Source organism: Janthinobacterium sp. UMAB-56 (assembly GCF_900095265.1).
GTDB lineage: Bacteria > Pseudomonadota > Gammaproteobacteria > Burkholderiales > Burkholderiaceae_D > Janthinobacterium.
The window spans coordinates 330,301-353,687 of the sequence record NZ_LT607655.1 but is presented as its reverse complement, the minus strand read 5'-3'; the positions used below and the strand labels follow the sequence as shown (position 1 = coordinate 353,687).

At 63.6% G+C, this 23,387-nt stretch carries 24 protein-coding genes; 8 read left to right on the top strand and 16 right to left on the bottom strand.

The features are described from left to right. The first annotated feature begins 8 nt into the window (after positions 1–8). Positions 9–2,093 (top strand): penicillin-binding protein 1C, encoded by a 2,085-nt coding sequence (pbpC, locus tag K0F85_RS12490; RefSeq protein ID WP_219116403.1) that lies wholly within the window; start codon positions 9–11, stop codon positions 2,091–2,093. An 18-nt stretch (positions 2,094–2,111) separates the two neighbouring features. On the opposite strand, the gene K0F85_RS12485 is transcribed toward pbpC, so the two are convergent. The 8 genes from K0F85_RS12485 to K0F85_RS12450 all read right to left on the bottom strand — a co-directional run bounded on the left by K0F85_RS12485 (position 2,112) and on the right by K0F85_RS12450 (position 9,858). Then, the gene (locus K0F85_RS12485; RefSeq protein WP_219116318.1) at positions 2,112–2,792 is read right to left on the bottom strand and encodes a hypothetical protein; all 681 of its coding nucleotides are present in this window, start codon (positions 2,790–2,792) and stop codon (positions 2,112–2,114) included. Between the two features lie 69 nt (positions 2,793–2,861). Further along, positions 2,862–3,152, bottom strand: coding sequence for a hypothetical protein (locus K0F85_RS12480; protein WP_219116317.1), 291 nt, complete (start codon positions 3,150–3,152; stop codon positions 2,862–2,864). A gap of 105 nt (positions 3,153–3,257) precedes the next feature. Beyond that, entirely contained in the window at positions 3,258–4,604 is a 1,347-nt protein-coding gene (locus K0F85_RS12475) for a sigma-54 dependent transcriptional regulator (RefSeq protein WP_034758888.1), read from the bottom strand. Continuing rightward, positions 4,604–6,499 carry an ATP-binding protein gene (locus K0F85_RS12470; protein WP_219116316.1) on the bottom strand — a complete coding sequence of 632 codons (1,896 nt, stop codon included), beginning with the start codon at positions 6,497–6,499 and terminating at the stop codon, positions 4,604–4,606. Before K0F85_RS12470 ends, K0F85_RS12475 begins: the two co-directional genes overlap by 1 nt. Before the next feature lie 73 nt (positions 6,500–6,572). Next, positions 6,573–7,364, bottom strand: coding sequence for an ABC transporter ATP-binding protein (locus K0F85_RS12465; protein WP_219116315.1), 792 nt, complete (start codon positions 7,362–7,364; stop codon positions 6,573–6,575). Positions 7,365–7,375: 11 nt separating this feature from the next. Further along, positions 7,376–8,185: an ABC transporter permease gene (locus K0F85_RS12460; RefSeq protein ID WP_373917182.1), complete on the bottom strand. Its 810-nt coding sequence runs from the start codon at positions 8,183–8,185 to the stop codon at positions 7,376–7,378. A gap of 27 nt (positions 8,186–8,212) precedes the next feature. Continuing rightward, entirely contained in the window at positions 8,213–9,214 is a 1,002-nt protein-coding gene (locus K0F85_RS12455) for an ABC transporter substrate-binding protein (RefSeq protein ID WP_219116314.1), read from the bottom strand. Positions 9,215–9,621: 407 nt separating this feature from the next. Further along, a complete protein-coding gene (locus K0F85_RS12450; protein ID WP_219116313.1) occupies positions 9,622–9,858 on the bottom strand; it encodes a hypothetical protein in 237 nt (78 codons plus the stop codon). 479 nt (positions 9,859–10,337) lie between these two features. Between K0F85_RS12450 and K0F85_RS12445 the strand changes: the two genes are divergently transcribed. Together K0F85_RS12445 and K0F85_RS12440 are read left to right on the top strand one after the other, a co-directional pair. After that, a complete protein-coding gene (locus K0F85_RS12445; RefSeq protein ID WP_223278908.1) occupies positions 10,338–10,838 on the top strand; it encodes a winged helix-turn-helix domain-containing protein in 501 nt (166 codons plus the stop codon). 238 nt (positions 10,839–11,076) lie between these two features. Further along, positions 11,077–11,949 (top strand): zinc-dependent peptidase, encoded by an 873-nt coding sequence (locus tag K0F85_RS12440; protein ID WP_219116311.1) that lies wholly within the window; start codon positions 11,077–11,079, stop codon positions 11,947–11,949. A 9-nt stretch (positions 11,950–11,958) separates the two neighbouring features. Here the strand turns inward: K0F85_RS12440 and K0F85_RS12435 are convergent, their stop codons facing one another. Continuing rightward, the gene (locus K0F85_RS12435) at positions 11,959–12,648 is read right to left on the bottom strand and encodes a LytTR family DNA-binding domain-containing protein (RefSeq protein WP_219116310.1); all 690 of its coding nucleotides are present in this window, start codon (positions 12,646–12,648) and stop codon (positions 11,959–11,961) included. Next, positions 12,645–14,303: a histidine kinase gene (locus K0F85_RS12430; protein ID WP_219116309.1), complete on the bottom strand. Its 1,659-nt coding sequence runs from the start codon at positions 14,301–14,303 to the stop codon at positions 12,645–12,647. The genes K0F85_RS12435 and K0F85_RS12430 overlap by 4 nt, the downstream gene beginning before the upstream one ends. Before the next feature lie 153 nt (positions 14,304–14,456). Between K0F85_RS12430 and K0F85_RS12425 the strand changes: the two genes are divergently transcribed. The 4 genes from K0F85_RS12425 (at position 14,457) to K0F85_RS12410 (ending at position 18,092) form a co-directional block, all read left to right on the top strand. Then, positions 14,457–16,559 (top strand): serine hydrolase domain-containing protein, encoded by a 2,103-nt coding sequence (locus tag K0F85_RS12425; RefSeq protein ID WP_219116308.1) that lies wholly within the window; start codon positions 14,457–14,459, stop codon positions 16,557–16,559. 95 nt (positions 16,560–16,654) lie between these two features. Then, on the top strand, positions 16,655–16,807 hold the full coding sequence (locus K0F85_RS12420) for a hypothetical protein (protein WP_219116307.1): 153 nt from the start codon (positions 16,655–16,657) through the stop codon (positions 16,805–16,807). 175 nt (positions 16,808–16,982) lie between these two features. Further along, positions 16,983–17,537 (top strand): glycine zipper domain-containing protein, encoded by a 555-nt coding sequence (locus K0F85_RS12415; protein WP_219116306.1) that lies wholly within the window; start codon positions 16,983–16,985, stop codon positions 17,535–17,537. Between the two features lie 195 nt (positions 17,538–17,732). Then, positions 17,733–18,092: a hypothetical protein gene (locus K0F85_RS12410; RefSeq protein WP_219116305.1), complete on the top strand. Its 360-nt coding sequence runs from the start codon at positions 17,733–17,735 to the stop codon at positions 18,090–18,092. A gap of 21 nt (positions 18,093–18,113) precedes the next feature. Here K0F85_RS12410 and K0F85_RS12405 read toward each other — a convergent pair whose 3' ends face one another. Next, positions 18,114–18,980 carry a universal stress protein gene (locus K0F85_RS12405; protein ID WP_219116304.1) on the bottom strand — a complete coding sequence of 289 codons (867 nt, stop codon included), beginning with the start codon at positions 18,978–18,980 and terminating at the stop codon, positions 18,114–18,116. Between the two features lie 167 nt (positions 18,981–19,147). Between K0F85_RS12405 and phbB the strand changes: the two genes are divergently transcribed. After that, complete coding sequence (gene phbB, locus K0F85_RS12400; protein ID WP_219116303.1) at positions 19,148–19,894, top strand: acetoacetyl-CoA reductase; 747 nt, start codon at positions 19,148–19,150, stop codon at positions 19,892–19,894. A 213-nt stretch (positions 19,895–20,107) separates the two neighbouring features. Here phbB and K0F85_RS12395 read toward each other — a convergent pair whose 3' ends face one another. The 5 genes from K0F85_RS12395 to otnI all read right to left on the bottom strand — a co-directional run bounded on the left by K0F85_RS12395 (position 20,108) and on the right by otnI (position 23,253). Beyond that, the gene (locus K0F85_RS12395; RefSeq protein WP_257572724.1) at positions 20,108–20,521 is read right to left on the bottom strand and encodes a TraR/DksA family transcriptional regulator; all 414 of its coding nucleotides are present in this window, start codon (positions 20,519–20,521) and stop codon (positions 20,108–20,110) included. 78 nt (positions 20,522–20,599) lie between these two features. Continuing rightward, positions 20,600–21,019 (bottom strand): VOC family protein, encoded by a 420-nt coding sequence (locus tag K0F85_RS12390; RefSeq protein ID WP_219116302.1) that lies wholly within the window; start codon positions 21,017–21,019, stop codon positions 20,600–20,602. Between the two features lie 83 nt (positions 21,020–21,102). After that, the gene (locus K0F85_RS12385; protein ID WP_219116301.1) at positions 21,103–21,564 is read right to left on the bottom strand and encodes a hypothetical protein; all 462 of its coding nucleotides are present in this window, start codon (positions 21,562–21,564) and stop codon (positions 21,103–21,105) included. Continuing rightward, positions 21,549–22,346, bottom strand: coding sequence for a hypothetical protein (locus K0F85_RS12380; protein ID WP_219116300.1), 798 nt, complete (start codon positions 22,344–22,346; stop codon positions 21,549–21,551). The genes K0F85_RS12385 and K0F85_RS12380 overlap by 16 nt, the downstream gene beginning before the upstream one ends. Positions 22,347–22,470: 124 nt before the next feature. Beyond that, positions 22,471–23,253 (bottom strand): 2-oxo-tetronate isomerase, encoded by a 783-nt coding sequence (otnI, locus tag K0F85_RS12375; protein ID WP_219116299.1) that lies wholly within the window; start codon positions 23,251–23,253, stop codon positions 22,471–22,473. Between the last annotated feature and the right edge of the window lie 134 nt (positions 23,254–23,387).

The following is a 23,387-nucleotide window of genomic DNA, read 5'->3' as shown; positions in this document are numbered from 1 at the left end:
GATTGATGATGTGCTGCCTGCTCGCCGGCCCGGTCTACGCGCAAGCGGTGCTGACGCCGGCCCAGGTGCAAGCGGCCTACCGCAGTTCGGAAGCGCAATTGCTGGACCGCAGCGGCGCGCCCCTGCAATCGTTACGCGTGGACATGAAAGTGCGGCGTTTGCCCTGGGTGGCGCTGGCCGACATTTCTCCCGCCGTGCAGCAGGCCGTGCTGCTGGCGGAAGACCAGCGCTTCATGCGCCATGGCGGCGTGGATGTGTCCGCGCTGGCCACGGCCGCCTGGGACAATCTGTTTTCGAAAAAGCCCCGCGGTGCCTCGACCATCACCATGCAGTTGGCGGGCCAGCTCGATGCGGACTTGCAGGCGTCTTCGGGCGGGCGCAGCCTGCGCCAGAAATGGGAGCAGATGCGTGCCGCCCAGGCCATCGAAGAGAGCTGGAGCAAGGCGCAGATTCTCGAAGCCTATTTGAACCTGGTGTCGTTCCGCGGCGAACTGCAAGGCATCGCTTCGGCCTCGTACAGCCTGTTCGGCAAGGCGCCGTCCGGCCTGAACCAGACGGACGCCATCATTTTGGCCAGCCTGGTGCGGGCGCCGAACGCGCCGCCGGCCACCGTCACGCGGCGCGCTTGCGGGCTGGCGAAAGAGTGGCGCATGGACAGCAGTTGCCAGTTGATCGGCCAGCGCGTGCAGACGGCCTTGCAGCGCACGGCCCTGTACGCCGACCTGGCCCCCGCGCCGCAAGTGGCGCAGCAACTGCTGAAACAGCCGGGCGCGCAGGTCGCCAGCACCCTCGATGGACCCTTGCAGCGTTTCACGCAAGAAAACCTGCGCCAGCAACTGGCGTCCTTGCGCGAGCGCAATGTCAACGATGGCGCCATCATCGTGCTGGACAACCGTAGCGGCGACATTCTCGCCTATGTCGGCAATGCGGGCGGCAGCCATGTCGACGGCGTGGCGGCACTGCGCCAGGCCGGTTCCACTTTGAAACCGTTTTTATATGAACTGGCCATCGAGCGCCGGCTGATGACGGCCGCCTCCGTCATGGACGACTCGCCGCTGGACGTCGCCACGGCGTCGGGCATGTATGCGCCGCAAAACTACGACCGCAATTTCAAGGGCCATGTCAGCGCCCGCACCAGCCTGGCCAGTTCGCTCAACATACCCGCCGTGCGCACGGTGCTGCTGACGGGGCAGGACGGTTTTTACAACCGCCTCAAGGAAGTGGGCCTGTCCAGCCTGACGGAACCGGCCGAGTACTACGGCCCTTCGCTGGCGCTGGGCTCGTCGGAAGTGACCCTGCTGGAACTGGCCAACGCCTACCGCGCGCTGGCCAATGGCGGTCTGTACAGCACGGCCAGCCTGCAGCCAGGGCAGGCCGGCAAGGACCGGCACCGTGTGATGGAAGCGGGCGCCGCCTTCATCGTCGGCGACATCCTGGCCGACCGCGCCGCGCGCAGCATGACCTTTGGTTTGCGCAACGAACTGGGGACGAATTTCTGGAGCGCCGTCAAGACGGGTACGAGCAAGGACATGCGCGACAACTGGTGCATGGGTTACTCGGCGCGCTACACGGTGGGCGTGTGGGTAGGCAACTTCGACGGCAAGCCCATGTGGGATGTGTCAGGCGTGTCGGGCGCCGCGCCCGTGTGGCGTGACGTCATGGACTATCTGCACAAGAACGTGCCCAGCCACGCGCCGAAGGCGCCGCCCGGCGTGCTGCAGCAGATGGTGGCGTACCAGCCCGCGCTGGAAGCGCCGCGCCGCGAATGGTTTATCGTCGGCACGGAAAGCCCCGTCATCGCCGTGCTGGGCGACACTGTCAAGCCGCCCGCCATCGTGTATCCGGCCGAAGACAGCATCCTCGCCATCGACCCCGACATTCCGCCCGCCCTTCAGCGCGTCTTCTTCCAGGCCCAGGGCAGCCACGGCTTGCGCTGGGTGCTCGACGGCAAGGATATGGGCGCGGCTAGCGAAAGCATTCGCTGGCGCCCCGTGCCGGGCAAGCATGCGCTGGCGCTCGTCGATGGCGCCGGCAAGACGGTGGCAAGGGTAGCGTTCCAGGTGCGGGGGAATGCGCTGGCGCAGCTGCATTAGTTCTTCGGCTATTGTGGCTTAAGGGGCGCTGATGATTGTCGTCAGCGCAATGCGATACGCCGGCTGCACGTCACCATCCTGGTCCAGCTTGTCCGTCATGATCACGCCGTAGCCTTGCGCGTACCACACGTATTCGCCGCTCTTGCCTTTGCTTTTGCCACCGACGTCACGCAGTTCGAACTTGCAGGCGTCGGGGAAGCGGCGCCCGCCCAGCTCCAGGCGTTCCCAGCCCAGGAAGGTGATCGAGAAATCGCGTTTATCGGTGCGCGTGGAGGTGGTGATCTTGTCGGACAGGCCGGCCAGCGGGTAGTGGGTGCTTGTTTGCGTGTCCGTGAATTGCACGCGCACTTCCTGGCCGGGGCGCATCTTGGCGGGGATGGCCGACTGCGGCGCGTAGACGTTCTTGCTGCGCACGCTGCCGTCTTCGTTGTAGTGCACCATGCCAGTCAGGAATACCTGGCCGTCGCGGATGTCCTGGTAGGACGTGGCCAGCAGCACGCCGCCGTCGAGGATCAGCTGCGTGCCCTTGAGTTTCCTGCCCTCGAAGCTATCCTCGACGTTGACTTGCGCGTCGCCATTGTTCTTGCTGAACTTGATGCCCGTCGTCAGCTCCATGCACTCGCCCACCGTGGGGGCCGCCTGTACACCGGCGGCGGCCAGTACGCCTGCCGCCAGCATCGTTTGCCATGCTGCTTTCATTGCCATCCTAGCTATCTTGTAAAGGGGCGATGATAGCGTGCCTGGAAGCAACGTGGCGCAGCGCTGATACTATTTCGTAGGGGCGATGGGGATGCTGGGCACAGCGGGTGTGGACGCTGGCGGCGCCGTTGGCTTTCCTCGCCGCGTGCGTTTGTCCGTGCGGGTCTTGGCGGGCTTGCCGTCGTGCACCAGCTTGCCTTTGTTGTCGAGTTTGTCTGACTGGTCCGATTTCTGGCCCGGATCATTGGGATTGTTGGTGTGGTTGCCTGTCTGGTTGACATTTGTCGTCGACTGGGCTTGCACCCAGGCGCCGCCGACGGTCATCAGGGTGGCGGCCAGCAAGAGAGCGGCGGTTTTCATGGCAGTGTCCTGTGCTAGTGATTATTCGAGCTGGCATTGTCACACACGCACCCGCCCATGGGGGTAGGACGCCGCCCCATGCTTGTGTCGGCTACTTGCTACTGATTAACGGAATTGCTCCGTCGAGATATCAAAGCGCTTGAGCTTGTCGTACAGGGTTTTCTTCGGGATATTCAGGCTGGCAGCGGCATCGATGACGTTGCCGTTGTGGCGGCGCAAGGCTTCTTCGATGATGGAAATTTCGAAGGTGTCGACTTGCTCGGCCAGCGAGGCTTCGCGGCAACCGGCCGGGCTCAGGGTGTCGTCAAGCAAACCCAGCACGAAGCGGTCGGCCACATTGTGCAGCTCGCGCACATTGCCGGCCCAGCGTTGCGCCATCAGGGATGCGATCAGTTCGCCGCTGACGAGGGCGGCCGGCTGGCCATAGCGCAATGCGGCCTGCAGCACGAAGAATTCGAACAGCAGCGGGATATCCTCGCGCCGGTTGCGCAGGGCGGGCAGGGTCAGGCTGGCCACGTTCAGGCGGTAATACAGGTCGGGGCGGAACTTGCCCTGTTCGGCCAGCACATTCAAGTCTTCCTTGGCGGCGGCGATGACGCGGAAATTCACGGATATCAATTTGTTCGACCCCAGGCGTTCCACTTGCCGTTCCTGCAGCACGCGCAGCAGCTTGACTTGCAGGGCCAGCGGCATGCTTTCGATTTCGTCCAGGAACAAGGTGCCGCCGTTGGCGTATTCGATCTTGCCGATGCGCTGGCGCTGCGCGCCCGTAAATGCGCCTTCTTCGTGGCCGAACAGTTCCGATTCGAAAATCGATTCGGGCAGGGCGCCGCAATTGATGGCCACGAAAGGGTGGTCGCGCCGCTCGCTGAAGTCGTGCAGGCAGCGGGCGATCAGTTCCTTGCCGGTTCCCGTTTCGCCCAGGATGATGATGTCGGCCGACTTCGGCGCCAGGTTCAGCACCAGCTGGCGTACCTTGGCCATGGCTGCGCTGCGGCCCACGATGCGCGCCTCGATGCCGACCCGCTGTTCGAGCTGGCGGCGCAAGTTCATGTTTTCCAGCACCAGATGGCGCTTGTCTAGCGCGCGGCGACACACTTCCACCAGCAAGTCGGCGGAAAACGGTTTTTCGATGAAATCGTAGGCGCCACGGCGCATGGCGCCCACGGCCATCGACACGTCGCCGTGGCCCGTGACGAGGATGACGGGCAGGCTGGCATCCTGCGCCACGGCGATATCGAGCAGTTTCAATCCATCCATGCCGGGCAGCTTGATATCGCTCAATAAAATGCCGGCAAATTCGGGTACCAGGTAGGGCAGCGCTTCTTCGGCCGTGGCGACGGCCGTCACTTGCAAGCCCGCCAGTTCCAGCGATTGCCGGGCGCCTTTGCGTACGACGGCATCGTCCTCCACCAGCAGCACTTGCATGCCTTCAAAATTATTCTCGTGCATCAGATGTTTCCTTCGTCTCTCTCCCCCGGGTCGCAGCTCAGGGTGATGGTAAATTGTGCGCCGCCCCCTTCCTGCGCGCTGCGGTTGCGCACGGCCAGTGCGCTGCCGGCCGCGCGCAGTATGCCTGCACTGATCGACAATCCCAAGCCCAGCCCGTGTTCCTTGGTGGTATAGAAGGGGTCGAAGATCTTGTCGAGCGAGGCCAGCGGGATGCCGGGACCATTATCGGTGATATGCAGCACGGCGAGGTCGCCTTCCCGGCGTACCTGGAACCAGATTTGCACGGGTTCGCTTTCCGGCACGGCATCCATGGCATTCGTGATCAGATTGGTAAACACCTGTTCCAGGCCGATGGCATTGCACAGCACGATGATGTCGTCCTCCAGCCAGCTTTCATGCAGGGTCAAACGCTGCGAGTGCTTGCGCGTGCGGATTTGCAGCATGGTTTGCGCAAACGCCTGGCGCACGCTGACGGGTTTGCGCGCATCGTCGCTGCGCCGCGCAAAGCCTTTCAGTTGCGAGGTGACATAGCCGAGACGCTTGACGAGGTCGGAAATGGTGGACAGGTTGTCCAGCGCATCATCGATGCGTCCGCGCGCCAGGAACACCTTGGCATTGTCGGAAAAGGTTTGCAGGGCGGCCAGCGGCTGGTTCAGCTCGTGCGTGACGCCGGCCGCCATCTGGCCGATGGCCGCCAGCTTGCCGCTTTGCACCAGTTCCGCCTGCGCATAGCGCAAGGTTTGTTCGGCCCGCTCGCGCTCGGCCACTTCCGCCTGCAGGCGGCCGTTCGCGTGCACCAGGTCGGCCGTGCGCTGTTCGACCTTGATTTCCAGCTGTTCATAGGCGCGTGCCAGGGTTTGTTGCGCATTGAGCTTGTCGGCGATGCGGCGCCGGCGCTGGCGCGCATACATCAGGGCCAGCAGCAGCAAGGCCCAGCCCAGCGCGGCGGCGATGGCCGCGTTGCGCGCCGCCTCGTCCACCTGATCGAGCTCGGCCAGTACGGTGATCTGCCATTGCAGCGGACCCAGGGCGCGGTTCACGGCCAGATAGTTCACCTTCTCGGCGCTGCCGGACAGGGCCGGCGTGTCGCCAGCCTGCGGGCGCTCCAGGGTCATCACGCTGGCGCCATCGGCGAACTGGCGCAGTAGCTTGTGCGGCAAAATGGGCAGGTTTTCCTGCAGGAACTGGCGCTGTGCGCTGATATCGCTCTTCGCTTCCGGCGATAGCGGGGCCAGGGTCTTGAACTTGAAGGCTGGTGTGGTGGCCAGGATGATCACGCCATTCGCATCCTTGACCCAGATCTGCTCGCCCGCACCGGGTGTGCGCCACGATTGCTCGATCCAGTCCAGGTTGACCTTGGCGGCGACGATGCCGATGATGCGCCCGTCGCGCAGCACCGGCTGCGAAATGAAATAGCCGGCCTCGAAGGTGGAGAAGCCGATGCCGTAGAAGCGCCCGATGCCGCCCGCGAATGCATCCTTGAAGTAGGGCCGGAAACCATAGTTGACGCCCACATAGGAGCTGCGGTCTTGCCAGTTGCTCGACGCCAGTGTCGTGCCCTTGTCATCGAGCACGTAGACGGCAAAGGCGCCCGCGCGGTGGTTCATGTCGACCAGGTAGGCGTTGATCTGCGCCACTTTGTCGGTGCTGGGTTGTTCCAGCAATTGCGCCACGGCATCGCTCTGGGCCACGGCCAGGGGCAGGAATTCGTACTTGTTCAGAGCGCCGCCGATGGACGCCGCGTAGAGTTCCGCGCGCGAATCGAGGGTGCGGTGCAATTCATCGAGCTGGCGCTGCTTGACCCAGGCATACGACGCCCACGTCAGCCCGACCAGCGACCCCAAGGCCAGCAGGGGGCCGAGCACTTGTCTCAGGGGCCATTTGCCGAATGCCATGGTGCTCCGTGTGTCGGGTTGATGGGGGCAGGCCAGACGGCACTGCCCCGCTGCTCATTCATCAGACATACTATCAGTCTGCCGTACTTGCCATCGTCTCCGCATTGTGATGGCGCTGCTGCTCTTCCATCACCATCTCGCCCAGCATGCGCTTGATGCGGTTGAATTCCGGGTCGCTCGGGTCGCGTGGGCGGGGCAGGGCGATGGCCACGTCGCGCTTGATGGTGCCGGGACGGTAGGTCATGACGATGGTGCGGTCGGCCAGGTAGACCGATTCCTCGATCGAGTGCGTGACGAAGACGATGGTAGTGCCGAAGACTTTCCAGATCTTCAGCAATTCATCTTGCAGGTTGCGCCGCGTCAAGGCATCGAGCGCGCCGAATGGTTCATCCATCAGCATGATGGGCGAATCGAGGGCCAGTACGCGGGCGATGGCCACGCGCTGGCGCATGCCGCCCGACAAGTCTTTCGGGTAGCGGGCACGGAATTCCGTCAATCCCAGCATGCTCAGCAGCATGTCGACCCGTTCGCGGATTTCGGCCGGTGTCTTGCCGGCGATTTCCAGGCCGAAAGCGATATTGCTTTCGATGCTCATCCAAGGGAATAACGCGTATTCCTGGAACACCATGCCGCGGTCGGGACCAGGCTCGGTGATCAGCTTGCCGCCGGCCAGGATCTGGCCGGACGTCGGCTGCGAGAAGCCGGCGATGGCGTTCAAGAGGGTCGACTTGCCGCAGCCGGACGGCCCCAGCAGGCAGATGAACTCGCCGCTGGCGATTTCCAGGTTGATATCCTTCAGGGCGATGACGTCGGCGCCGCCCGTGGTGAAGATTTTATTGACTGCATTGATATTGATCGTGGTCATGGCCGTTCCTCTCAGTGTTCCAGGCCGCGGTGCCACTGCAGCAAATGGTTATTCAGGGCATTCATGGCCATATCGATGGCCAGGCCGAACAGGCCGATGGTAAACATGCCGGCGATAATCTTGTCAGACCAGAAGTACTCGCGCGCTTCGAGGATGCGGAAACCCAGGCCGCTGTTGACGGCGATCATTTCGGCCACGATCACGACGATAAAGGCTGTGCCCATGCCGATGCGCGCGCCGGCCAGGATGTAGGGCGTGGCGGCCGGCAGGATGACGCGGCGGAACATGGTCATCTGGCTGGCGCCCAGGTTGCGCGCGGCGCGGATGTAGATGCCATCGACCTGGCGCACGCCGGCGATGGTATTCATCAGCACGGGGAAGAAGGAACCGATGCTGATCAGGAAGAAGGCGGGCGGGTTGCCCAGGCCGAACCACAGGATCGCCAGCGGAATGTAGGCGATGGGCGGAATCGGACGCAGCACCTGCACCAGCGGGTCGAACAGTTTATAGATGGTCTTGTTGGTGCCCATCAGCAGGCCCAGCGGCAAGGCCAGGCCGGCGCCGATGGCAAAACCGCCCAGCACGCGCGACAGGCTGGCCCAGGCGTCGTGCGGCAGTTCGCCGGAGAACATCCACACCAGGTAATTGCCCGCTTCGGGCGTGTACGCTTGCATGGGAATCAGGTATTCATACCATTTCACCAGCACGGCCACGGGCGAGGGCAGGATTTGCGGGTTGATCCAGCCGAACGTGGACAGCGCTTGCCAGAACAGCAACACGACCACGGGCACGATGGCACCGTGCGCGAAGCGTTTCATCATTTGAATATTCATCGTGACACTTTCAGATTAGCGAGGTGCGTAGGTTTTCTTGGCTTTTTCCAGCAGGTCCAGCTTGACCCAATCCTGGGCGGCAGGCGGCTTGGCCATGCGGCCCACGCCGAATTTCATCATGTAGTCGGTGGTCAGCTGTACGTGACTCTGCGTGATGTCTTCCGTGAAGATGGCGTTGTCGATGGCATCGCGGTAATCCTCGGACGTGATCTGGTTCTTGAACATCGATTCGCGCACGTACTTTTCCGCCAGTTTCGGGTCGGCCAGGAAGGCGCGGGTGGCGGCGACGAAGCAATCCATGAAACGCTGGGCCACGGCCGGCTTTTCCTTGTACATCTTTTCCGTCATCACCAGCGCGCGCACGGGCTCGCCCAGTGGCGTGTCATACGGCTTGATGATGGCCGCGCCGTATTTCTTGTGGATCGCCTGCGTGGAGTAGGGCTCGGACTGGCTCATGACGTCGATATCCTTGGTCAGCAGCGCCTGGTTCAGGTCTGGGTAGCCCATGTACAGGATCTGCACGTCCTTGCCCGGCTTGTCGGACCAGGTCAGCTTGGCCTTGGTGAGTTCGGCAAACAGCAGGATTTCCTGTGGGCCACCGCGCGTGACGCCGACTTTCTTGCCCTTCAGGTCGGCAATGCCCTTGATGTTCAGGTCGGGACGCCCGACGATCTGCACGCCGCCCTTGGCGAAGCCGCCCACCAGGTACACGGGCAAGCCCGTGGCGCGGCCCGTGATGGCTGCTTCCAGCGCGCTGGCGGAGACGTCGATTTCGCCGGCGATCATGGCTGGCACGATGTCGAGGCCCTTGGCGAAGATGCGCTCTTCGATTTTCAAGTCGTACTTCGGCGCGATTTCCTTCATATAGGCGACGGCGCCGTAATGGGCGAATTTCAGGTTGCCCAGGCGTACGAGGTCGGCCGCATGGACGGCCAGCGGGAATTGCGCGGCCAGTGCGACGGCCACGGCCAGAGCCTTGGTGTTCAGGAAGGACGAGATGCGGAAGGTGCTTGCCATGCTGTTGTCTCCAAAAGGTAGATGGTTTTTATATTGGGTGAGGCTGCCGCTCTGGTGGCGACTATGAAAATATAAAAGCATCTTCCGTGCCAGTGGAGCGCATTTTGGCGTTTATTGCAAGTGATTGTTTATAAAGGTTTAATTTGAATCTGTTGAAAATGAGAAATGGCGATATTCCGCCTTTCCGCACGAAGAGGGCAAAGCCTGTGCGGAATGCCGCATTTTTGGCGCTCGGCTTCGATGGTGGCTTGCGGGTGCATTGCAGCTGAACCTAAATGGCGTGGCCGACTCCAATCGTAAAAAAACGCGTTGCGAACAGGCTGGCAACGCGTAACTCCCCCGTGGAGTAGCTGTGGCGCCGCGCGGGCGCCGGATGGATCGCCGTCAGACGGCCTCGTCTGTAGGCTTTACTTCGGCGCCGTGGCGGGCGGCAGGGCGGGCGCGGTGGCGGGATCGGTCAGCGGCGCAGGCGGCGTGGTGCTGCCAGGGCCCGTTTCCGGCATGGCTGGCGTGACGGGGGCAGGCATCACTTGTGGGACGGAAGTAGGGTTGGGCGCCGTTTCGGGCAGGGGCGCTTCGGCCGGCTTGTTACAGGCGGACAGGGTGACGAGCAAGGCGGCGGTCAACAGGGCGGGTATTTTCATGATGTTTCCTTTGCAAGAGTCGAAGGTTCGCGATGCCGGCGGCGGGCGCCGCGCACGAAGCTTGAATTTATTGCAATGATGCTTCCGCTTCTGTTCGCTATTTCACTTTGCGCCATGAATGGGAGCGCAGAGTGGGGCACAGCGTTTTTTAGATGTCATTGTTAGATGTCACGAGAGAAAGAATTCAGTAGGGCAATATTTCTCACTTTCTTGCTTCTAATGTTCGTTAACGCACAGACCGCAGCCGCTGACACGGGCATTCTGTGCTCAGACGCTCAGGATTCGTGGTGTTCTGGTATAAAAATTGCCAAGAACTTAACAATCCGGGCTACCGGCAATCGTTTAAAAGGAGTATTCAAATGCATGCAATGACTCAGTCTCACGTGAAGAGCGAATTAAAGGCAGTGCACCAGGAACTTCGTAGCCCCGAAAAAGGCTCGCAAATGGTAGAGCGCGCAGCACCGATCCCCCCGGAGCGCATGAATCCCATTTCCATGGCACCGATCGAGCGCGTGCGTTCGACGTCGGCCACCCTGCGTCGCATCGAAAACATGCAAAAGCTGATAGGCGAATTGTCGCTGCACGAGATGCTGGCCGACGAAATCGCCTGGTTCCTCAAATTTTCGCCATCGGGCGCCCGCAAATACATCCGCGACCTGCGCGAAGCGGGCGTGATCGAACTGGCCCGCTACATCGAAGGCACCGCCACCTATCTGGGCAAGGCAGTGTACCAGCTGACGCCCGATCCTGAGCGCGTGCGCGCCTTCCTGGCCGCCATCGTCCAGCCGAAACGCGAAGGTGCGCCACCGCGCAAAGACCGTCCGGGCCTGCGCGAGCAAAGCATGGCAGGCAGCGGCCGCCACTTCCACATCCTGGCCGATGACACGCATTACGCCATCCGCGTCAATCGCGGTCCCGTGACGCGCGATCCGCTCGTCGCTGCGCTGTTCGGCGCGCCGCAGCAAAAATCGGCTGAGTAATACCTGGCGGTTTTTCAGGTATTGTGACGTTGCAATGAAAGCCGGGTTACACCCGGCTTTTGGCGTTCGGGCGGGCCGTCGGACGTAGTCGGATTGAAAAGACTGCAAGCATCCCCATGTGGGCTGGACTGCTGCCCGCAACGCGCGGGTTCACTTGAAGGAGCTTGTCCTTGTCTGCCTACGCCGCCGTGTTGTTCTCCCGCCCGCTTGCCTTCGTCGTCCTGAAGCGGGCCGCCGCATGAATCCGCTGCTGTGGATCGCTCTCGTCACGGCCGGCATCGCCTTGTCGCTGTGGTTGCCCCGCTGGCGGTTGAAGCGGGCCCTGGCCAAACCCTTGCCGGCCGAAGGCTTGGCTGTGCTGGAAAGCAATATTCCCGTCTACCGGCATATGCCGGCGCCGCTGCAGGAGCAGTTGCGCCACCTCGTCGTGCAATTCCTGTATCAAAAGAAATTCGTCGGTTGCGGCGGCCTGGAGATGACGGACGAGATGCGCTACACCATCGCCGGCCAGGCTTGCTTGTTGCTGCTGAATCGCCAGACCCAGGTCTATCCGGAACTCGACACCATCCTCGTGTATCCGAACGAATTCATCGTCACGCGCGATGAAGTCGGGCCGGGCGGCGTGGTGACGCCATCGGCCAACGGCTTGCTGGGGGAATCCTGGGGCGATGGCCGCGTGGTGCTGGCCTGGGACCACGTGCAGCGCGGTGCAGCCGACTGGACCGATGGCCAGAATGTGGTGCTGCATGAATTTGCCCACCAGCTCGACAGCGAATCGGGCGCCGCGAATGGCGCGCCGTATTTGCCCAGCGTGTCGAGCTACCGCAGTTGGGCCACGGTGCTATCGCGCGACTTCGACAAGCTGCGCCACGATGCCATGGTTCAGCAGCAAAGCGTGATGGACCATTACGGCGCCACCAATCCCGCCGAATTCTTTGCCGTGGCCACGGAAACCTTCTTTGAAAAGCCCTACCAGATGGCCGAGCACCACGAAGAACTGTATGCACAATTCTTGCAGTACTACAAGGTCGACCCGCGCGACTGGATGGCGCCGCCGGTGGAGCCCGAACACATGGCCTCGCCATTCCCCAACTTTGCCCAGCACTGGTAAGCGGGGACTTCAGCCCAGCAGCCGCTGTTTCAGCGCGGGATAGCTGCTGCGCGAGACAGGTATGCCCGTGCTGGTTTGCGTGTCGAGCGCGTATTTGCCGCCCGCGGCGATCTGCAGCCGCTTGAAGCCCAGGCTGTTGACGATATAGGAGCGGTGCACGCGCAGGAAGTGGGGCGGCAGCAGGGCCATGAGCTTGTCGATCGCCAGGTCGTGAAAGCACTGTTCGCCGCTGCGCAGCACGATATTGCTGTAATGGCCATCGGCTTGCACATGGTCGATGTCGGCCATGGCGATCCATTCCAGCGTTCCCCGTTTCCTGACTGCCAGCGAGGCGGCTTCCGTGTGCCGTCCCGTATAGCGCTGTAGCGCTTTGTGCAGCCGTTCGCGGCTGAAAGGCTTGGCGACGAAGTCGAGCACGCCAAACTCGAACGCCGTGATCGAGCGTTCCGCGTGGGCCGAGACGATGATGGTCTGGAACGGGGCGCCACCGGCCAGGCGCAGCAAGTCGTAGCCGTCGGCGCCGTGCAGGTGCAAGTCCAGCAGCAGCAAGTCGATCTCGTGCTGCGTCAGAGCGGCCAGGGCTTGCGGTACATTGTCATGCAGCATGAGATTGTTGAGGCGCGCGCCGAAATGCGCGCGCACCTCGCGTTCGAGGCCTTGCGCGATCAGCGGTTCATCTTCCAGTATCAACACATTCATGGCGCCACCGGCAAGGTAAAGCTGAGGCGCCAGCCTGCCGGCTGCTGTTCGCTGACATAGTTGGCGGCGTCGCCGAACACGGCGTGCAGGCTGGCGCGGATGTACTGTTCGCCCACGCCGCTGCCCGCATGCGGGCGTGTTACGCCTTCGGGCAGGATCAAAGTAAGTATGTGCGTTTTCGCAAGCCTGGCGCTGTGCAGGAGGAAGGATACGCCGTGGCGGTAGCGGTTGTGGCTGAACGCATTTTCCAGTGCTGTTAGTAACATGGCGGGCGGCACGGTGATGCCAGCCGCTTCGCCATCGAGCTGAAGGCGGCACGGCTGCTGCAGCCGCGTGCTCATGATGCGCAGGTAATTCTCGCACAGGGCCAGTTCCTGCGTCAGGGCAATGCTGGGCTGCTGGGCAAACTCGTTGAGCATGCGCAATTCGGTGCCCAGTGCCTCGATGAAGGTTTCGGCCGCCTGCGGGGATTGCGCGTTGAGTTCGCTGATCAGGCTGAGAGAATTCATCAGGAAATGTGGCTGCATGCTTTTGCGCAAGAGCTGGTTTTCCAGCTGCTGGGCGCGCGCCGCCTTGCTGCGGTCGCGCAGCAGTTGGGCCAGCAGTTGCGCGCACAGGGGCAGTAGCAAAAAGCACACGACGAGGGCGAAGCCGCCTTCGGCGAACTGGCTGCCCGTCAGCAGGAACAGGGCGCACGAGGCCAGCGCGATCAGCGTGCCGCCACGGCTGCCCGGCAGCCGGCGCCACAGGGCGCCCAGGTTGAGCGCCAGGCTCGCTGCCAGGCCCGTCAAGAACATCAGCCAGCAGCGCGCGTCGAAATGCGTGGGCAGCGCGCCGGCTAGTGCGATGCCCGCCAGCAGCACTGCCGCCGCCAGCGGCCAGCGTGGCAGGCGGTAAGCCGTATGAAAATACAGGGGCAGCAAGGCGGAAAACAGCCATGTCAGGGCGCTGACGGCATACAGGCGCGGCATGTGCAAGGGATAGGCATAGCCGGTCAGGCTGCGCCAGAGTTCCACCACCAGCAGCAGCGTCGCCACCAGGCACAGCGCGGCAAACATGGCCCAGTGCCGCTGCCGCTGGTACAACACCGTCAAGGCCAGGAAGAGCAGGGTGGCGGCGCCCAGCGCCCCGGCCAGCAGCAGGGGCGGAAGCCGGTACCAGGCCAGCGCCACGCGGTAGTCTTGCCGGTCGACCAGGTACAGCGCATACAATGGTGACGCCAGTTGCGCCGGCGCCTGCTGCGTCGACAGCAGCAGGCGCAGATGGTGCTTGCCCATGCTCAACTGCTGTGGCGTCAGGTGAATGGCGAAATCGATGTCGCCCGCGCGTTCCCCGCTCGCTTGACGGGCCGGTTGGCCATTGCTGCCGATCCATACGCCATCGAGCCACAGCTCGCTGGAAGCCAGCGCCGACAGCACCAGCAATTGCGTCGACGAGGGCGTGGCTGTCAAGGTGACCTCGCGCTCCACGCACTGCAACTGGCCCGGTTGGACCAACTGCTGCAGCGAGGCGGGCGCAGACGGCGTGTTGCCGCAGGTGCGCCAGCCTGCGTCCAGCGATAGCGGATGCATGGCGCAGGCGAAAGAGGGCAAGGCCAGGCACCAGGCAAGGCAGTACCGTAACAGGTAGCGAAAGAAGGAGGGCATGGCGGGCATTGTAGCTGCTCTTTTGCAACATTTTCATCAACTTCGGTGCCGTTCGTGCGCCTCACGTGCATTTCGTGCACAGCCAGCCAATGATGTGTGAAAGATACTTACCATGTATCAGCGCCGTGCTGTGCACACGGCCCTCACCATGGATTAATGACTATGCAAAGCTGCAAATACTACGTTTTCGTTGGCGCACTGGCGCTGTTCTGCGGCGCGGCGCAAGCCACTTCCGCTCCCTCCCCTGCGCTGGCCGCGCGCCTGGCCGATTTCGACGGCTGGGTGGCCCGGCGCATGGGCGCGGAGCGCATCCCCGGCGTGACCGTCGGTTTCAGCCAGGGCGACGTGGAATGGGTAAAAGGCTATGGCTATGCGGACCTGGAAAACCGCGTGCCGGCCACGGCCCGCTCCAGCTACCGGCTGGCGTCCGTCACCAAGCCCATGACGGCGGTGGCCATCCTCCAGCTGGTCGAACAAGGCAAGGTCGACCTGGACTCACCCGTGCAAGCCTATGTGCCGTATTTCCCCGTCAAAGCGTTTCCCGTGACGGTGCGCCAACTGCTGGGCCACCTGGGCGGCATTGATGCCTACCGCAACAGTCAGCTGGAACAGCATTTCAAGGAGCACAAGGATACGCGCCAGTCCATCGCCGTCTTCGCGCAGTTCGACCTGGTCGCCGAACCGGGTACGCGCTTCCGCTACACCAGTTATGGCTACAATCTGCTGGGCGCCGTGATCGAGGGCGCCTCGGGTGAAAGCTATGCCGGCTACATGCGGCGCCATGTGTGGGGGCCGCTGCGCATGGACGCCACTGTGATGGACGACCCGGATGCCGTGATTGCCCATCGCGTGCGCGGCTACCGGCTGGCCGGCAAGGAATGGAAGAATTCGGAATTCGTCGATATCAGCAGCCGCTTCTCGGCCGGCGGCACGCGCTCAAGCGTGCCCGACATGCTGGCATTCGGCAGGGGCGTTCACGAAGGCAAGATCCTGTCGGCGGCCAGCGTGGCCGCCATGGTGCAGCCGATGGCCACGCGTGCGGGCCGCTTGACGAACTACGGCATGGGCTGGGAAATCGTTCCCACGGGCGGGCGCTACGCCATTGCCCACAGCGGCCAGCAGCCGGAAACGGTCACCTATCTGTTCAGTTTTCCCTCGCGCAAGCTCACCATTGCCGTCGCCGCCAATCTCGAGCGCGTCAATCCCGAGGCCTTCGTGCAGCGCCTGTTCGAAGTCGTCACGGGCGAGCCGTGGCAGCTGAACACGTATATCGCCGATGCGGGCGCGCAGCGCGATTACCAGGTGGCGCAAGGACTGTTCGAGGAGGGCAGGGCCTACGCCGAGCGCACGCATGCACCGTATGCCGATGCGGCCGCCACGCGCGAGGCATTTACGCAGATCAACCGCCAGGCCCTGGCGCCGGACGCCAGGGCGGCGCGCGCCTTCATCGAAGCGGCCCGCCATCCCGCAGGCGGAAGAGTTTTCCTGGCGGCCGGCGCCAGCATGGCCGAGGCACTGCGCCACTCGGGCATCGACCTGGACACGTATTCACGCGGTGGCGCGCTGGCGTTTGCGCGCGACTATGTGCTGTTGTCGCAAGGCGCAGCGGACGGCAGCTTGCCCCGCTTCGCTCCTGCCTTCGAGCAAGCCATCGTGGCCCTGGCCGCTAGCTGGGACCGCACCGCCGCCATCGCCTGGCCGGCCGCCTCCCCATCCTTCGCGGCACTCGAGAGCCGCTTGCACATGGCCTTCCGCGGCCAGCGCGCCTATCCCGATTTCGTGCCCGAATTGCTTGAGCTGGCGCAAACGTCGGCCGCACGTGGCGACGCGGAGGCGGCGCTGGCGGCCAGCGGCCTGGCCGTGGCGCTGTATCCGCTCAGCGATGGCGCGCATGCGCTGCAAGGATTGACCTTGCTGCGCGCCGGCAAGACGGAGCCGGCCCTCGCCGCCCTGCGCCTGGCGCTGGCCTGCGATCCGCTGGGCGCGGCCAGCCCGGTGGCGCTGAACCTGGAAGCCTACCGCTTGAAAGGCAGCGGCGCCGTGGCACAGGGCATGGCTGTGCTGCAGGCGGCCGTCAGTCTGCATCCGCGCGACGCGAATCTGCACGATAGCCTGGCCGAGTTTTATGTGGAGCAAGACTTGCGCCCGCAGGCGGTGGCAGCGTATCGCCAGGCGCTGCAGCTCGATCCCCGCTATCCGGGCGCCGTAGGCGCCAGGGCGGCGATCCTGCGTCTGGGCGGTAAGCCGAATGCGCTGGCGCCTTAGATGATTTACGTAGAAGCGAGGGTAAAAAGATTTCTTTGTGAAAATGATGGCATCACAGTCGAATGGGGCATGCTGCATGCCATCAGAGCAATCCCATGCCGCCCCGTCTTCGCTTCGCCGTCCTGTCATTGACCCGCATCGCCTTCACGCAGGCGGCGCAAGCGGACCAGCGGGCCGCCACCAAGGCGAAGGGCGAGCCGGACGGTGGTACGCCGGACATGGACGAGCCGAACAGTTTCATCGGATGACCGTCGCTGCCGGCTCCATTTCGGTGGCCGCCAGCATCTCCACGTGGCTGGGCAAGATGGCGTATCCGCATGATTGCGCAACTGTGTGCGCAGGCGTACGGTCTGCGGGTGCTGTTCGGCGCACGCTATCGTAGCGGCGCACGGTGCGCCAGCAGCCGATCAGGAGGGCCGTATCATGTCACGCATCATTGCAGGTCATTTTCAGTTGCAGCAACAGATAGACGCCGCGCGCGCCGCCCTGAACCAGGCGGGTTTTCCCGACCGCCGCATCAGCGCTTTCTTTGTCAGCCAGCCTGGCCAGCACGACTTGCACGCGCTCGGTGGCGACCGCGACATGTCGCCCGGCGCCAAAGAGACGCCGGAAGGTGTGGTGGAAGGCGTGAGCGTCGGGGCTGCGGTGGGCGCGGGCATCGGCGCAGCCGCTACGCTGGCGACGGGGCCGCTGGGCCCGGTGGTGGGGGCGCTGGTGGGCGCCCACGTGGGTTCACTCTACAGTTTCAACAAGATGAAGGATGCCGGCGAGGCCGAGGACAACGGCGAAAACCGCCGCCGGCCACGCCAGCCTGGCATGCTGATCGCCGTCGCGCTGGGCGGCCTCGACGAACGTGAACGGGCGCTCGAGGCGCTGCACCGGCTGGGCGCCGAGCATATCGAGGAAGCGGAAGGCACGATCGCCAATGGCGACTGGCACGACTTCGATCCGCTCAGCATTCCCGTGCTGGTGGCGTGAATCGGCGTATTTGCCGTGCTATTGCATATCTGCCGCGCTGCTCGAAATTTAGGTATGATCCTTGTTAGTATGAGTAATTATTGGTACACAATGCCGACAGGGATAGTTTCCGCGCGCCCGAAGTGACACTGGACCAAGGTGACTGCCTGCAGTACTTGCCTCGCATGCTAACGAGTATGGATAGGAGGGCGCGTCATGACACAGGCATGGTTCATTCTGACACGGGCCGATGGGCGCGATATTTGCGCGCCTTCGCCAGCACAGCTGGCCGATGCGCTGGCCGAGGTGTATCGCGGCGGCAGCGTCACGCCGGACGGCAGTCCGGCCGCTGTCTTGTTGCGCTTTGGCTACGACGACGGCTTGATGTATCAGGTCGAGGTCGCTAGCGGAGGCGAAGTCACTTTCGAGGAATGGTCGGACCGCGATTGCGAAATCGCCCTGGCCAGCCCGCGCCACATGTCAGCCCTCCCGCAGGACGATGCACTGCAGTTGTGGCAGTGGCTGGCGCAGCGCCAGGTGGCGAAGATCCGCAGCCAGCCCTGGCAAGGCAGTTAGCCTTGCCGTTTTCCTCATGGCTTAGTGCGCCATCAGCACGGGGATCGTCATGCTTTGCAGAATCGTGCGCGTGACGCCGCCCAGGATGGTTTCGCGCAGGCGCGAATGGCCATACGCTCCCATCACCAGCAAGTCGGCCGACAGGTCGGAGGCCTGCGACAGCAGTGCTTCGCCGATATCACCGCGCCGCACGCCACCGCCGTCGAGCAAATGCAGCCGCGCTTCCACGCCGTGGCGCGCCAGGTAGTGCGTCAGTTCGGCGCCCGGCTGTTCGCCATGCTCGGCGGCATGCACCTGGGCGTCGAAGATGGCCACGTGGACTTGCCCGGCGCGCTGCAGCAGGGGCAGGGCGGCGCTCACGGCGCGGCTCGCTTCCTTGCTGGCATTCCAGGAAATGAGCACATTGCGCGCGGCTGCCGGCGGCGCCAGCAGGGGCAGCGGCGGCGCATACGGCACGATCAGCACCGGGCGGCCCGAATGCAACAGCACATAGGCGGGAAAGTCGCGCATCACGGACGGCGATTTATCCTTGGCATTGTATTGGCTGATGACAACCAGGTCCGCATAACGGGCCAGCAGGCTGATGCCGCCCGCCGCCTCGTCGTCGATCACGCGCTGTTCGAAGGAGGCGACGCCTGCCGCGCGCACCTGCGCCTCGAAACCATCGAGGGCACGCGTCGCCCGTTCCCGCAGGAAATTGAGGTGCAGACTCAGGTTCGGGTCGGCATCGAGGTCGGGCTGGTTCTGGTACAGCAGGCGCGACACGCCCGTCAGCGCCACGCCCGTCAGGTGGCCGCCGCAAGCCTGGGCGATGCTGGCGGCCGCTTCGATGCGGGCGGCGCGCCCTGCGCTGTCGTCGATGTGGAGCAATACGGTCTTATACGTCATGGCTGGCCTCTCGCTGTGCAGTAGCGGCCATTCTGGCACAGACCGGGGCGCCAGCCGCGCACGACTGCATCACGCTGAGCCCTTGATCTGGCGCAAGGCCGGCGCTAAAAACTGCTCCTACACTTGATCCCACGCAGAACAATCATAACAAGCGGGGAGAGACAGCAATGAAGGAACAAAAGGTAGCGCTGGTCACGGGCGGCATGGGTGGCCTGGGCACGGCCTTGTGCCGGCGCCTGCATGCGGCAGGTTTTGCCGTCATGGCGGCGCATACGCCGGGTAACACGCGGGTGGAGAGCTGGCTCGACGAGCAGCAGGCGCAGCAGTATTATTTTCATCCGCTGGCCATCGACGTAAGCGATTTCGCTGCCTGCAGCGAGGCCGTGGCGCGCGTGCTGGCGCAGTTTGGGCGGCTCGACGTGCTGGTCAACAACGCCGGCATCACGCGCGACCAGAGCATGCGCAAGATGGCATTGCCGCACTGGGCCGAGGTCATGCGCACCAATCTCGACAGCCTGTTCAACATGAGCAAGCAGGTGCTCGAGCCGATGCTGGCCAATCGCTGGGGCCGCATCATCAATATCTCGTCCGTGAATGGCCAGAAGGGCGCGTTTGGTCAGTGCAACTACGCGGCCGCCAAGGCGGGCGTGCATGGCTTCAGCAAGGCGCTGGCGCTGGAAGTGGCGCGCCACGGCATCACCGTCAACACGGTCTCGCCCGGCTACCTGCGCACGCAGATGGTGACGGCCGTGCCGGCCGATATCCTGGCAACGAAGATCTTGCCGCAAATTCCCCTGGGCCGCCTGGGCGAGCCGGACGAGGTGGCGGCCCTGGTGGCTTACCTGGCATCCGACGAGGCGGCGTTTGTCACCGGCGCGAACATCGCCATCAATGGCGGACAGCACATGAGTTAAGCAAACTGAGCGAAGCAAACTGAGTGAAATAAACTGAGTGAAACAAACTGAGTTATGCAAGCGCGCAGCTTGCAGCAGGGCAATGGCAGTAGAGGAGACCCGTCCACCCAGCCGGCACACAGAGGCGGGCGGGGGACGACAGGCAACATGGCAGCAAAGATGGAAAGCAGGGGGCAGGGCAGCGATGCCTTGCCCTTTGTGCTTGCACAGCCGTCATGGGACGGAGCGCCCGGCTTTTTCCAGCCGCGTCTGGCAATCGATGCACAGGCGCGCTTCGGGGCGCGCGTTCAGGCGCGACAGGCCGATGGCTTCACCGCAGTTGTCGCACAGGCCGTAGCTGCCATCGGCCAAGCTGGCCAGCGCTTGCCGGATGCCGGCCAGCTGCGCCAGGTTGTGCTCGGCAGCTTCGCTGACGAGGGCGTTCAAGGTGCGCACGCTGGCGTTGTCGGCAGGCGAGGCTTCGATTTCATTGAGCAGCGAGGCGCGCGCGTCCGCCTCGGCCGCTTCATTCTTTAGCTGTTCCAGCAACGCCAGCTTGCGTTGCTCCAGCACGCCTTGCAGGCGCTGCAGTTGGTCTTGCGGCAATCCATTCATGGCCATCACCCGGTAAGAGCTTACTGCCATCATGGTAGTCCAGTATGGGCAACTCTGCTTGCGAGATTACCCGCGCCGCGTTTGACGCGGCGCAGGCTGGCGCTGGCCATTCTATGCTGGTTCTTTCAGGCAGTTGATCATCCAGGCCACGCCGAACTGGTCTTTCAGCATGCCGTAGCGCCGGGCCCAGAACGTTTCCGTCAGCGCCATCTGGATGTTGCCGTCACGCGCCAGCGCGTCGAAGGCCCGTTCCGCTTCCTCCGGCGTGTCGAGGGTCAGGCAGACGCAGCAGCCGCTCATGCCCTTGGCGCCATCTTCCTGGCAGCCACCGTCCGAGCCCATCAGCATGGTCGGCCCCAGCTGCACGGAGCCGTGCATGATCTTGTCGTACCAGTCTGCCTTGACTTGCTCCTGGCCCGGCGAACCCCGATACGGCATCAGGCACAGGTCTGTGCCATGCAGATGCTGGCGGTAGTATTCCAGCGCTTGCGCGCAATTTCCATTGAATTGCACATACGCTTCGATACGCATGTTGGTCTCCTCTGGTCCTCGCCCCCACAAGCACGATTGCAGATGGGCACGTCCCAGTATAGGCGCTGGCCGGCCGATTTCAATCAGTCCGGCGCCATCTCTTGCAGCCGCTCACGCACCTTGCCCAAGGTGCGGAGTATGCGCTCGGGATTGCCGGCGAGGACGGCACTGCCCATATGTAACAAGCTCGTTGCCAGGCTGATCCAGTGCCGCACATCGTCGTTGCGGGCGATGCGCAGGCGCACCGTATCGAGCAGGCCGCTGAGCTGGCGCTGCGCCGTATCCAGGCCGGCCACCGTGTGCCCGGCGGCATCGGCATACAGCTGGTTGGCTTGCTGGCGCAAGGCCACTTCCAGCGCGAAGACGGCTTGCGCCTGACTGTGGCTGATGCCGTTTGCTCCCTGGCTGGCGCGCTTGCGGATGGCGCGCATGACGGCGCCATGCAGGGTGACGGCCGCCTGCGACAGGCTGTCGGCCAGTTGCTCGACGCGCCTGGCGCTGCTGAGAGCCGCTTCGCGGCGTTCGCTGTCTACTGATCCGTCCATGTTGCCTCCGTGGTGCTGAGGGCGGCAGCGAGGTGGGCGTGGTCGCGTGCCAGTGCCGCCAGTTGCCGGCGCGCCAGGGTGTGGCGCAAGCCATACAAACGATATTCCTCGGTTTTGCTTTGTTGCATGTTTTTCGCCAGCACGGCCAGCAGACGCTGCTGCGGCGTGTCGGCATACGCGATTTCCACTTCGAGCAAGCCGAGCACCATGTCGCGCTCGTTGTCGCCGCTTTTGTCGTACAGCGCCAGCAAGCTGTCGAGCGCGGCCAGCAGGGCTTGCAGCGGCGCGTCGCCGTCGTGCAGCACTTGCGCCAGGTGCGCGTGTTGACTGGCCGCCCCGCCCAGGCGCGACAGTTGCTGCAGCAACAGGGTGTAGGCGCTGACATGGCGGTCGTCGATGCCGCTGCCCGGCCAGGCGCGGATGGCGGCGCCGGCGCTGGCCAGTTCGGGCTGCACGTCATACGCATCGGCATTCGCCAGCCGGCCCAGCGCCTGCAGGTACAGGCGCACGGCTTGCGCCAGGCGGGCGACATCGGCTTGCGCGGCGCGGCGCTGCGCATCGAGCAGGCGTTCGCGCACCTCTTCGGCGGCTGACAGATAGGGGCGGGCGCGCTGATAGCTGTCCACATGGCGCTGCGACAGCTCGCTGAAAGCGTTCAGGGCAGCGGTGCCGGCGGCCAGGGCGCGCACTTGCGCCAGCTCAGGGCGCGCGGTGGCGCAGCCGCCCAGCACAATCACCAGGCAGACATTCAGGCACAGGGCGCGGCGAAGGCGGGCGGGCACGGTAGACACGTCACCTCTCGACAGGAAATACTGTATGGAAAGGTATTGTGGTACCGGCCTGTGCGGCCCGCCTTGTGCGGGCGCAAGCGTGCTGCGATCAGGCGTGCTTTGCGCCCTATATGCCTTATGTGCCCGTCAATTGCTCACGCCAGCCCAGTCCTGCCACGGTATCGCTGGCGGGACGATATTCGCAGCCGACCCAACCCGCGTAGTCGACCTGGTCCAGCAGCTTGAACAAATGGCGGTAGTTGATCTCGCCCGTGCCCGGTTCATGGCGGCCTGGCGTGTCGGCGATCTGGATGTGGCGGATCAGGGGCAGCAGGGCGCGGATGGTGTTGCTCAGCTCTCCCTCCATGCGCTGCATGTGATACATATCATATTGCAGGAAGATATTGCTGCGCTGGCAGTCGGCGATGATGTCGGCCGCTTGCTGGCTATGGTTCAGAAAGTAACCGGGCATGTCGTAGCTGTTGATCGGCTCGATCAGCACGTTGATGCCATGCGGACGGCAGGCGTCGGCCGCAAATTGCAGGTTGCCGATCAGGCTTTGCCGCGCCCGCTCCAGACTCATGCCGGGCGGCACGATGCCGGCCATGCAGTGCAGCTGCTTCGCTCCGAGCACCCGCGCGTAGTCGAGCGCCAGTTGCACGTTGCTGCGGAATTCCTCGCCCCGGCGCGGATCGCAGGCGATGCCCCGTTCGCCATGTTCCCAGTCGCCGGGCGGGAAGTTGAAGACGGCCAGCTGCAACTGGTGACGCTCCAGCCGCAAGGCGATCTGCCGCGCCTCGACGGCATAGGGAAACAGGAATTCGACGGCGTCGAAGCCCGCTTCCCTGGCGGCGGCAAAACGCTCCAGGAAGGGCAGTTCGGTAAACATCATGCTGAGGTTGGCAGCGAAGTTTGGCATGGCAGCGTGCAGTTGAGAATGATGGGCACTATCCTAGCCCAAATCGGCAAATGTTGCCGTGCATAAAAAAACCGTCCCAGAAGCAAGTCTTGGAACGGTATTTGTCGTGCTACTTTCAATACAGGGCTGAAAAC